Source organism: Rhizobium sp. P2_G2 (genome assembly GCF_056403555.1).
In genome coordinates, this window is record NZ_JBFUFF010000036.1 from 25,774 (window position 1) to 37,598 (window position 11,825).

The 11,825-nt window shown below is 60.2% G+C and carries 9 protein-coding genes; 2 read left to right on the forward strand and 7 right to left on the reverse strand.

Annotated features, from left to right (window positions below; translation table 11 throughout):
- Window positions 1–231 precede the first annotated feature (231 nt).
- Window positions 232–849 carry a TetR/AcrR family transcriptional regulator gene (locus AC1D06_RS22930; protein WP_477988113.1) on the forward strand — a complete coding sequence of 206 codons (618 nt, stop codon included), beginning with the start codon at window positions 232–234 and terminating at the stop codon, window positions 847–849.
- 190 nt (window positions 850–1,039) lie between these two features.
- Here AC1D06_RS22930 and glnT read toward each other — a convergent pair whose 3' ends face one another.
- From glnT to AC1D06_RS22960, 6 genes are all read right to left on the reverse strand, one after another.
- Window positions 1,040–2,347: a type III glutamate--ammonia ligase gene (gene glnT, locus AC1D06_RS22935; protein ID WP_477988114.1), complete on the reverse strand. Its 1,308-nt coding sequence runs from the start codon at window positions 2,345–2,347 to the stop codon at window positions 1,040–1,042.
- A gap of 157 nt (window positions 2,348–2,504) precedes the next feature.
- Window positions 2,505–3,833 (reverse strand): FMN-binding glutamate synthase family protein, encoded by a 1,329-nt coding sequence (locus tag AC1D06_RS22940; RefSeq protein ID WP_477876337.1) that lies wholly within the window; start codon window positions 3,831–3,833, stop codon window positions 2,505–2,507.
- A gap of 14 nt (window positions 3,834–3,847) precedes the next feature.
- Window positions 3,848–4,534 (reverse strand): GltB/FmdC/FwdC-like GXGXG domain-containing protein, encoded by a 687-nt coding sequence (locus AC1D06_RS22945; protein ID WP_477988115.1) that lies wholly within the window; start codon window positions 4,532–4,534, stop codon window positions 3,848–3,850.
- 60 nt (window positions 4,535–4,594) lie between these two features.
- Window positions 4,595–5,500 carry a class II glutamine amidotransferase gene (locus tag AC1D06_RS22950; protein ID WP_477988116.1) on the reverse strand — a complete coding sequence of 302 codons (906 nt, stop codon included), beginning with the start codon at window positions 5,498–5,500 and terminating at the stop codon, window positions 4,595–4,597.
- A 91-nt stretch (window positions 5,501–5,591) separates the two neighbouring features.
- On the reverse strand, window positions 5,592–6,275 hold the full coding sequence (locus AC1D06_RS22955) for a helix-turn-helix domain-containing protein (RefSeq protein ID WP_477988117.1): 684 nt from the start codon (window positions 6,273–6,275) through the stop codon (window positions 5,592–5,594).
- Window positions 6,276–6,690: 415 nt separating this feature from the next.
- Window positions 6,691–8,475, reverse strand: coding sequence for an APC family permease (locus AC1D06_RS22960; RefSeq protein ID WP_477876333.1), 1,785 nt, complete (start codon window positions 8,473–8,475; stop codon window positions 6,691–6,693).
- A 293-nt stretch (window positions 8,476–8,768) separates the two neighbouring features.
- On the opposite strand from AC1D06_RS22960, the gene AC1D06_RS22965 reads away from it, so the two are divergent.
- On the forward strand, window positions 8,769–11,084 hold the full coding sequence (locus tag AC1D06_RS22965) for a DUF1989 domain-containing protein (RefSeq protein WP_477988118.1): 2,316 nt from the start codon (window positions 8,769–8,771) through the stop codon (window positions 11,082–11,084).
- 5 nt (window positions 11,085–11,089) lie between these two features.
- Here the strand turns inward: AC1D06_RS22965 and AC1D06_RS22970 are convergent, their stop codons facing one another.
- A complete protein-coding gene (locus tag AC1D06_RS22970; RefSeq protein WP_477988119.1) occupies window positions 11,090–11,689 on the reverse strand; it encodes a PAS domain-containing protein in 600 nt (199 codons plus the stop codon).
- Window positions 11,690–11,825 lie beyond the last annotated feature (136 nt).

An 11,825-nucleotide genomic window follows, 5' to 3' on the forward strand; every position in this document is an offset into this window, starting at 1 on the left:
TCAAGTGCGATGGCGTCGCTCACGTGTCGCCATGGCCTGAACGATCCATCGCATTCGGAGGATTGTTATAGCCTACGAAATCGCAGCCAACAGGACGCCGGGGATGCGCCCGGCGCCGGGTCTCCGCCCGATTTTCACCGTCTCATTTTGCTGTTGATAATACTTTACGTATGTAAAACATGAACTATCCGGCATATTGAAGAAATCACCAAAGTATTTTACAAATGACAAATGCAGAAGAGCGCGAAAGAGATGTCGCATCAGGCGATCGTCGAGGCCGCCTGGTCGATGGCCAGAAACGAGGGCATTGCCGGTCTGACGATGACGAAGATCGCCAAGGCCGCCAGTCTCACCCGGCAGGCCGTCTACTGGCATTTCCAAAGTCGTACCAATCTGCTGTTCGAGGTGGCACAGTTCAACGACCGGCAGCTTGAGGGCGCCGATGTCCTGTTCAACGGTCTTCCTGACGTCTCTGGCGTGGAAAGCCTGGTAGCGATGCTGAAGGTCTGGCTCAATTCCCTGCCGACAGCCGGCCCGCTGCTCCTGGCGCTCTATTCCGCCTCGCTGACCGACGACGATGCCCGCGACGCGCTGCAGGCGCGGATGAAGGATTTGCGCGACACGATCGAGAAGGTTTTTCTCAAGCGCATCGAGGCGGAGGGCCATGTCAAGGACGGCACAGACATTGTCGAGGCCGCCTGCTTCATCTACATGCTCGCCTCCCCGCCCTCCTGGCAGCAGATCACCCAATGCCTGGGCTGGAACCACGACTTTTTCGTCGGCTATGTGATCGACAAGGTGCTGGAGCTTTATGTGAAGCCGGAGTTTCGGGTGACAGTGAACCGATAGCCGATGCATGGCGCGGTATTCCCAGCCAATGTCGAGCAGGCCCGCATGCCCAACACTTAACCGGCAAGATCGTCGGACATCGAGATCCGCATCGTCTCTTGCAGCAAAACTGTTCTTTGTTTTGCGCATGTCTCCCGAAGCCGGAGACCCTTTCGGGAGACAGCAGTCGATGAGGCGTGTCCTCTTGGCCTCAGATGTCGAGCGTCGACTCGCGTTCCCAGGCCGTGAAATGGGCCGCGTAAGCGTTCCACTCATTGTGCTTCAGCTTGAGGTAGGCCGCGGAGAAACCAAGGCCCATCGCCGCCCGGAGGTCCTCATCCTTCTCGTATTCACGCAGAGCGTCGAGAAGGTTGAGCGGAAGTTTCGGTGCGCCGGTGACTGTGTGACCGTCTTTGTACATATCGATATCGTAGTGGCGGCCCGGATCGGCCTTGCTGCGCAGCCCCGACAAGCCGGCGGCAATAATGATCGCCTGCAGCAGATAGGGGTTCACCGCCCCGTCGGGCAGGCGCAATTCGAAACGGCCAGGTCCGGGCACGCGTACCATGTGCGTGCGGTTGTTGCCGGTCCAGGTGACGGAATTCGGCGCCCATGTTGCACCGGAGATCGTTCGCGGTRCATTGATGCGCTTATAGGAATTGACGGTCGGATTGGTGATCGCGGCAAGCGCCGAGGCATGTTTCATGATGCCGCCGAGGAAGTTGCGACCTTTCTGCGACAGGCCGAAATCGGCTGCCTTGTCGGCGAAGGCATTGTTGGCGCCATCCGTGCTCCACACCGAAATGTGGCAATGGCAGCCATTGCCGGTCAGGCCTTTGAACGGCTTCGGCATGAACGTGGCGCGCAATCCATGCTTTTCGGCGATCGACTTGACCATGAACTTGAAGAAGGAATGCTTGTCGGCGGTCGCCAGCGCGTCATCGAACTCCCAGTTCATTTCAAACTGGCCGTTGGCGTCCTCATGATCGTTCTGATAGGGGTTCCAGCCGAGTTCGAGCATATAGTCGCAGATTTCGGCAATCACATCGTATCGCCGCATCACGGCCTGCTGATCATAGCAGGGCTTTTCCGCGGCATCGAATTCATCCGATATCGCGGTGCCGTCCGAGTTGATCAGGAAAAACTCCGCTTCGACGCCGGTCTTGACGCGATATCCCTCGTCTGCCGCTTCCTTGATCAAATTCTTCAAGAGAACGCGCGGCGCCTGGTCGACGGGCTTGTCTTCCATCGTGCAATCCGCAGCCACCCAGGCGACTTCCTTTTTCCAGGGAAGCTGGATGACCGAGGATGCATCGGGAATGGCAAAGAGGTCCGGATGCGCCGGCGTCAGGTCCAGCCATGTGGCAAAGCCGGCAAAGCCCGCACCGTCCTTCTGCATGCCGGCGATCGCAGCTGTCGGCACCAGCTTGGCGCGCTGGCCTCCGAAGAGATCGGTATAGCTGATCATGAAATATTTGACGCCGCGTTCCTTGGCCCAGGCCTCGAGATTGTCAGTCATTCGTAGTTCCCCATTCTTTGCCAGTGGGGCTTTTGCCCCTTCATTCAAAAGGGCCGCACCAGTGCTCGGTGCGGACCGAATTCGCATGGGTCGACGATCGCCGGCATACGCCTCATCAAGTGCGTGTCAGGCAAACGCCGCCCGGTTGGTTCTCACGTCAGAAGCTCCCCCTGCCCGGATACCAATTCGTGCCGGCCAGCGGCACCTGGGCCATGGCGGCAGCCTCCATCGTCAGCGCGCAGAGATCTTCCGGTTCCAGATTGTGGAGATGGTTCTTGCCGCAGGCGCGCGCGATCGTTTGCGCTTCCAGCGTCATGACCTTGAGATAGTTGGCCAGCCGACGGCCGGCAGCAATCGGATCGAGCCGCTGCATCAGTTCAGGATCCTGGGTGGTGATGCCGGCCGGATCCTTGCCCTCGTGCCAATCGTCATAGGCGCCGGCCGTGGTGCCGAGCTTCTGGTATTCCTCTTCCCAGCGCGGATCGTTATCGCCGATGGCGACCAGGGCCGCCGTGCCGATCGCCACTGCATCGGCGCCGAGTGCCAGCGCTTTGGCGACATCGGCGCCCGAGCGGATGCCGCCCGAAATGATCAGTTGCACCTTGCGGTGCATGCCGAGTTCCTGCAGCGCCTGGACGGCCGGGCGGATACAGGCCAGCGTCGGCATGCCGACATTTTCGATAAAGACATCCTGCGTGGCCGCCGTGCCGCCCTGCATGCCGTCGAGCACCACGACATCAGCGCCGGCCTTCACCGCAAGCGCCGTGTCGTAATAGGGCCGCGCACCGCCGACCTTCACATAGATCGGCTTTTCCCAGTCGGTGATCTCGCGCAGTTCCATGATCTTGATTTCGAGATCGTCCGGGCCGGTCCAGTCGGGATGGCGGCAGGCCGAGCGCTGGTCGATGCCCTTGGGCAAGTTGCGCATATTGGCAACGCGATCGGAGATCTTCTGGCCGAGCAGCATGCCGCCGCCACCGGGCTTGGCGCCCTGGCCGACGACGACCTCGATAGCGTCGGCACGGCGCAGGTCCTTGGGATTCATGCCATAGCGTGACGGCAGGTACTGATAGACCAGTGTCTGCGAATGGCCGCGCTCTTCATCGGTCATGCCGCCATCGCCTGTTGTGGTCGAGGTGCCGGCAATGGTGGCGCCGCGGCCGAGCGCTTCCTTGGCATTGCCCGAAAGCGCACCGAACGACATGCCGGCAATCGTGATCGGCGTCTTGAGCGTGATCGGCTTCTTGGCGAAGCGGGCGCCGAGCGTCACCGTCGTATCGCATTTCTCGCGATAGCCCTCGAGCGGATAGCGCGAGATCGATGCCCCGAGAAACAGGAGGTCGTCGAAATGCGGCACCTTGCGCTTGGTGCCGGCGCCACGGATGTCGTAGATGCCGGTCGCGGCCGCACGGCGAATCTCTGCCAGCGTATAGTCGTCGAAGGTCGCGGACTTGCGCGGCGGAGTATAGGGATTGTGATAGGACATGGAGTTTCCCCGCCTCAATATGCGTCGGCGTTATCGATGTTGAAGTTGTAGAGCTTGCGGGACGAGCCGTAGCGCTTGAACTCCTCCGGCCTGGTGTGCGTGACGCCGGCCTTTTCGAGAAGATCTGCAAGCTTTTCGAGATGCTCCGGGCGCATCTCCTTCTCGATGCAGTCCGCGCCCAGGCTTTTGACTGAACCGCGCACGAAGAGCTTGGCCTCATAGAGCGAGTCGCCCAGCGCATCGCCGGCGTCGCCCAGAACCACGAGATGGCCGGACTGGCCCATGAAGGCCGACATATGGCCGATATTGCCATGGACGACGATGTCGATGCCCTTCATCGAAATGCCGCAGCGCGAAGCTGCATTGCCCCTGATGACCAAGAGGCCGCCGCGACCGGTGGCGCCGGCATATTGGCTGGCGTCGCCTTCGATGATCACCGTGCCGGACATCATGTTCTCCGCAACACCGGGGCCAGCCGACCCCTTGACCGTGATCGTGCCGCCATCGTTCATGCCGGCGCAATAATAGCCGACGGAACCCTTGACGGTGACGCTGAGCGGGCTGTCGATGCCGACGGCGACCGCATGGCTGCCGCGCGGGTTGATGACTTCGAAACTGGTGTCATTGGTGCCCGCCGGCAATCCGTGGAGCGCGCTGTTGAGTTCGCGCAAAGGCGTTTTGGAAAGGTCGAATGTCGGCATTGAATCCTCGTTGATGTCACGACGCCGGACGGAAAGCCGGCGTCACTTTCCCGGTGCCCGTCAGGCAGCCTTGGCGTGATCCCAGAAATAGACGGTGGCGGGTTCCGGCTCCCAGACGCGGGCATTGTCGATGCCGGGCAGATTGACGAGCGCGCGGTATTCGGAGCCGAAGGCGACATACTGATCCGTCTCGGCCATGACGGCTGGCTTGCAGGCGATCGGATCGCGGACGACGCCGAAACCCGACTTGGTGCCGACGACGAAGGTGAAGAAGCCGTCGAGATCGTCGAGCGCGCCGGTCAGCGCCTCGCCGAGATTCTTGCCCTTGGCCATTTCGGCGGTCAGGTAGGCGGCGGCAACTTCCGTATCGTTCTGCGTCTCGAAGGTCATGCCTTCACGCACCAGTTCGCGACGCAAATTGTTGTGGTTGGAAAGCGAGCCGTTGTGTACCAGGCATTGATCACTGCCGGTCGAGAACGGATGGGCGCCAAGCGTCGTGACCGCCGATTCCGTCGCCATGCGGGTATGGCCGATGCCATGCGTGCCGGCCATGGCCCGCACGGCGAAGCGCGTGACGACATCCTTGGGCAGGCCGACTTCCTTGTAGATCTCGACGCTTTCGCCCGATCCCATGATCCGGATGTTCGGACGGACGGCCGCCAGGATGGCACGAATCCCATCCAGCTTTTCGAAGGGAATATCCAGCACCGCGTGGGTGCTTTTTTCCGTGACCGAGGCTTCGACGCCATTTTCCTTCAGCGCTTCAGCAAGGCCGGAAAAATCGGCGGTCGGATCGGCTGACTGGACGGTCACTTTCGCTCTGCCGCTGGCCGCGCCTCCATAGATCGCGATACCGGCGGAATCCGGCCCGCGGTCAGTCATGGTGACAAGCATGTCCGAAAGCAGCTGACCAAGCTGCGGTTCAAGGCTTCGATCTTTCAGGAACAATCCGACAATACCGCACATGAGCTAACCCTCCGTCTTCGTGTCTTAAAAATGGCTATCAGGTCTCCAGTGGTTTTTCAACCTCAAGAATATTTTTTTCTTGTAAGGCAAGTTATTTCGACTTTCCGCGTTGCGGATAGCTAATGATCGACAGATATCGCGCGGGCAGCTTCACAAGAACCTCTGGCCCGTGCGGGGCATCCGCATCGAAGAACAGACTGTCGCCGGGCTGCATGGAATAAAGCTGATCGCCATGACGATAGACCACCTCGCCTTCGAGCATGTAGAGGAACTCCATTCCCTCATGCTGAAACGTCGGAAAGACATCGGAATCTGCCGTCAATGTTATGAGATAGGGCTCGACGGTGACGCCTGTCGAATTGTTGTCGATGTGGCCGAGCAGATTGTATTGATGGCCAGCGCGCGTACCGCGGCGCTCAAGCTCAACACCCTGGCCGGACTTGACGAATACGGCATTGTGCGGCTCCTCATAGCGGCGGAAGAAGGCCGATAACGGCACCCCCAATGCTTTCGATAGCGACTGCAGCGTTGTCAGCGACGGCGAGATCATGCCGTTCTCGATCTTCGAAAGCATTCCGAGCGAAATTCCGGTGGCGGCAGCGAGGTCTGTGACCGTGATCCCGAGCTTCTTACGATAGGCCCGGACCTCATGACCGATCGCCATTTCAAGATTGTTTTCCTTCGGCTCGCGAACCGCGTGCGGGTCCTGCGACAAAGCCGGGCTTTTACCATGTGGGTGCGTATCGTCCGGTATTTTGACCGCCTTGGTTTTCATTCGATATCCTTTTTGCAGGGCAAGGTCTGCCGATGAGACCCTATCCTCCCAGTGAAATTTTCTCAACTGTAACGAAAATCCTGCCGGGAGAGACCGGGCGCCTGACGGAGCCTTGACACATCAGCCGATTGTCCTCGATCCATCTAAGGAATGGTCACCTGCAGCCGGTAACGATATCCGGTTGGCCCAGGCGAGCCGGCTGGTCGAACTGAGCCCCTTGTCGATTTCGCAACGGCCCGAGAACAGATCACCACAAAGAGGCGCGAGGGAAGATCTGTCACCGCGGCGGCCGATCGTCCCCCTGCTTTACCGATGAATCGGCTGCATTGTCCCATTGGGGAAATGCCGTCCGTCTGCTCAGGCAACTCCCACCTTTGTCCCTAGATGGGAATTGCCGGTCGGGTTCCAGCCACCGCTATGCGGGCAGTTGGAAGGCCCAATTGCCGATCAGTACGACGGCAACGCCAGCCACCAGCGCCAGATAGGGTAAGAAGCCGGCCTTCTTGACACCCATATCCTGGCCAACCAGTCCGAGGTCATCCATGGCCCCGTCCGGGAACTTGCCGCCGTCGCGGACATAGTGCCTGTAGGCGAATACAGGCAGAATGAGAGCCGCGAAGGCAAAACCGATCCAGAGAGCGTTCGCATAGCCCCAGACCTTGGCTCCGGCGCCGAGGAAAAGCGCATTGACGAAGGCAAGGATGGTATTCAGGCCGATGAGCCAGGAGGGCGCCTTCCACGGACGCTCGACGTGACCCGAATCCACGCGATGAATCCAGCCGGAATTGAGGTTGAGGAAGTTGAAGATGATGTAACCGACATTCGACACGGCCAGCACGAAGAAGTAGCCGCTGGCGTCCGATGCGATGGCAAGAAGGAAGAGATTGAAGGCGAAGTCCGTCCACATCGCCCTGGTAGGCGCACCGTTCTCGTTCACATGGTCGAGATATTTCGGCAGCCAACCGTCCTTCGAGCCCTGGTAGAGCGTGCGCGACGACCCTGCCATGGCGGTCATGATCGCCAGGAACAGCGCCAGGATCATCAGGATGACGAGCAGTTGGGTGACGACCCGGCCGGCACCGATGAGACCGCCAAGCGCCTCGCCGACGCCCGTGCCATCGACGATGCCGGGCGCCAGCATGCCGGCATGACCAAGCACGCCCTGGAAAGCGAAGGGCACGAGGAAGAAGAACAGGCAGCAGGCGAGCCCGGAATAGAAGATCGCCTTGAAAGTATCCGTCTTCGGATTTTTCAGTTCCCGCGTATAGCAGACGGCCGTTTCGAAGCCGTAGGTCGACCACGCCGCGATATAGAGGCCGCCGAGGAAGAGCGTCCAACCGCCATTGGTCCAGGAACCGTCGGTGGCGGCATAGGCTCCGGTCGGCGGCACCAGGCCGGTCACGTTTGCCGCAATGATCTGGCCGCTGATGATGGGGTAGACGCCGATGATGAGCAGCGGCACCATGACGATGATGGCGAGCCACTTCTGCACGCTCGCCGTCTCGGAAATGCCGCGATGCTGAATGGCGAAGATGATCAGCATCAGAATGCCGCCGATGAAGAAGGTCGCATTGATGTTGGCGGTCGCGAGGTAGGGAATACCGAAGCTGACAAGCGACCAGTTGCGTATCGCGGGCGTAAGCGCCGCAACGCCATCGGCACTCAGCAGTGCCTTGACGGCGTCGGCAGGCGACGTGCCGGCATGAGCCGCAATATATTCGGTAACACGGGGACTATTGTCAGCGATGGACGTGGCATGGGCGGTGATCCAGCTCAGCACCGCTTGCGAATCCGCTGCCGGAATGGGGAAGAAGGCATTGAGGATGTAGCCAGCCGCGATAGCGCAACCGAGCGACAATACCGGCGACCAGGCGAACCAATTGCACCAGACCGAAAGCGGCGCGACGAATTTCGAGTAGCGCAGCCATGCCGTCGCGCCATAGACCGAGGCGCCGCCTGATTTGTTGCCGAACATCCCGGCGATTTCCGCATAGGTAAAGGACTGCAGAAACCCCATGATCATCGAGATGATCCAGACGACGAAGGCGAGCTTGCCCGTCGTCCCTGCTATGCCGCCGATCGAGAAAAGAACAAGCGGCGGCACGCCCGCGGCCACCCAGAACGCGCCCTTCCAATCAAGTGCGCGTATAAGCTTACCTTCTGTACCAGCGGGAACGCCGGCATCCACAATATCCGTCATTGGTGAAGTTCCCCATTTTGTTCCGGACGTTTTCTCGTCTTATTCCCTGAACGTGCTCCCCGAATATTCCGGGCTTGCCGGCACTTTTCACCTGCCGCGTCTACGCGCGATTCCAACCGGTACGCCCTTTATGCATAGTCAAGATATTTTCTTTTTAGTCAACATCCCTTTACTTTTCCGCACCGTTTTGTCAGCATGATTTTGGTGTTCTGTCGTGTGTCGTTCCCGAGAGGCTCATTGTGAGAGATCCCAACCCGCCACTGTCAGGAATTCGGCCCGTACCAGCGAGCATCATGCGCTATCCGGGTGTCTTGGCATTGCCGCGCGACACCGAACGCTATCGCTGCAAAGGTGGTGGGTCGCTCCTTCTGCGCGTCGAGCCCGGCGATCATGTTTCAGTCACCGACAGCGAGGGCGGCCAGGTCTGCGAGCTGACCTTCGTGGATGAGAAGGGCCGCTTTCAATCTGCCGGACTGGGCACTGCCTTCACCGGCGAGGCAGCAGGCCTGAAAGCCATTCTTTCATCTCCCGATGAAACTGCGGCGCGCCTGCGTGCTGCACTGGAAAGGCGCGGCGCCGATCCGGCGTCCGCGGCAGCGTTGCGCATCTTCGGCGCGTCGTCACCGGCAGGCAGCACGGCGGAATTCACCATCGCCGTCAAGGGCCTTCTGATCGCCTGCGCGCCGGCAACCGCGATGTCGCCCGAAACGCAGGACACCGCGACGCCCATCGAGGTGAGGATAAGGCGAACCACCATTCGGCTTGACTATGCGTCTGCACTGCCTGAACCGCTAGCGGATCCGATAGAAGACATCCGTATCAGGGCAGCGACGGCTTCGGCCTATTTCGTGCGCGCCGGCGAATTCATCCAGGTCATCGACGTCTCTGGCCGGCAATGCACCGATTTCCAGGCCTTTGCCGCCCGCAAGGTCGACAAGGGGCTTGATCTCGCGCTCGATTCCACCGTCACCCGCACCCTGATTGGCCGCAGCTATCCGATACCTGGCCTGCCGTCGAAAGCCTTCGACCGCGATTTCGAGCCTCTGGTCGAGATCGTCCAGGATACGGTCGGCCGCCACGACGCCTTCGCAACAGCGTGCAATTCCCGTTACTATGACGACATGGGTTATCCGGGCCATGTCAACTGCACGGATAATTTCAATGCCGCCCTGGATCCTTACGGCATTGCGCCGCGCAAGGGTTGGGAGGCGCTCAATTATTTCTACAATACGCGGATCGACCACAACAATCAGCTCTATCTCGACGAGCCCTGGTCGCGGCCGGGCGACTATGTGCTCATGCGGGCGCTGACCGATCTCGTCTGCGTGTCGTCCTCCTGCCCCGACGACATCGACGCTGCCAACGGTTGGAATCCGACCGATATCCATGTGCGCACCTTCTCCGGTGCCGAAAAGTTCACACGAGCGGTGGCTTACCGAATGACCCCAGATGCCGATGCCGAACTGACCCGCGAAACCGCCTTCCATCCACGTTTGTCGGCGATGACCCGCGACTATGTCGAATATCGCGGCTACTGGCTGCCGAACAGCTTTGCCGGCCACGGTCCGACCGCGGAATACTGGGCCTGCCGCGAGGCGGCGGCGCTGATCGATCTCTCTCCGCTGCGCAAATTCGAAGTCACGGGGCCGGATGCAGAGGCGTTGCTGCAACATTGCCTGACGCGCGACGTGCGAAAACTGTCGGTGGGACAGGTCGTCTACTCGGCGATGTGCTACGAGCATGGCGGCATGATCGACGACGGAACGCTGTTCAGGCTCGGCGACAACAATTTCCGCTGGATCGGTGGCGACGATTTCAGCGGCATCTGGCTGCGCCAGCAGGCGGAGAAGATGGGCTACCATGCCTGGGTCCGTTCATCGACCGACCAATTGCACAATATCGCCGTGCAGGGGCCGAAGAGCCGCGACATCCTCAATGAGATCATCTGGACCCCGGCCAAGCAGACTGCGCTGGCCGACCTCGAATGGTTCCGTTTTGCCGTCGGCCGTATCGGCGATTTCAACGGCGCGCCGGTGGTGGTTTCCCGTACCGGCTATACGGGTGAACTGGGCTACGAGATCTTCTGTCATCCCAAGGATGCGGTTGCCGTGTTCGACGCCGTCTGGAAAGCCGGCGAACCGCACGGGCTGAAGCCGATGGGACTGGCGGCACTCGACATGCTGCGTATCGAGGCAGGGCTGATCTTCGCCAATTACGAGTTCAGCGACCAGACCGATCCGTTCGAAGCCGGCATTGGCTTTACCGTGCCTCTCAAATCTAAGTCCGATGATTTCATCGGCCGCGAAGCGCTGATCAAGCGCAAGGAAAATCCGCGCCAGGTGCTGGTCGGGCTCGATATCGCGGCCAACGATCCTGTCGGCCATGGCGACTGCATCCATATCGGCCGCGCCCAGGTCGGCGTGGTCACCAGCGGCACGCGTTCGCCGATCCTGAAGAAGACGATCGCACTGGCGCGTGTCGATGTCCTCTATGCGACGCCCGGAACCGAAGTCGAGATCGGCAAACTCGACGGCCAGCAGAAGCGCCTGCCGGCAACGGTGGTATCGCTCTCGCACTACGACCCGCAGAAGACCCGGCCTCGGAGCTGACCTGATCAGCCCACCTTGCGCTGGGCAGCCGTTATGGCCCGCGCCACGGCCTCCGAATCGTTCGCCAGCGCCCGCATCTCACTCGCAAGCACCGCAAATCCCTGGCCGGCGGCGCCGGCGCGGGCGGCTTCGATGCCGGCATTGACGGCCAGAAGCTTCAGATAGCGTAGTGAGTGCAGGATTTCCGAGGTCTTGGAGGCGGTAATGCGCATTTCTGCCGTCTGTGCATCGAGGCGCTGATAGAAGGATTCGATATTGATGATGCTGCCTTCGAGATAGAGCAGGTTGCCATCGTCACCCCAGACGCCGCCGCCGGTTTCCGTCACCCAGATATAATGGCCCTTCTGGTGGCGGATACGATATTCCATCGTCCAGTCCGATTTGTTCTCGAGAGCCTTGCCGACCAGTTCGTCCATGCGCGGGACATCTTCCTCGCACATGATCGAGGTGAAGGTACGGACACGATTGCCGAGAATCTCGTCGGCCGGATAACCGAAGACGCGGGCGACGCCGTCGGTCATCTCCAGCATGGTGTAATTTTCATCAGCACGGCACCGATAGAGGAAACCGTTCATGCGGCCAAGAACACTGTCTTGAAAATCCATGGCTTCGGCTCGCATCGATCACGACCTCATCCGGATGAGTGTTGCTGAATATGAATAATAAAACCTTACTCTCCGCACGCATTTGTGCGGGAAAGGGTGCATTCCAGGCGTTTGGCACGCAGGATGGCGGAGGCTT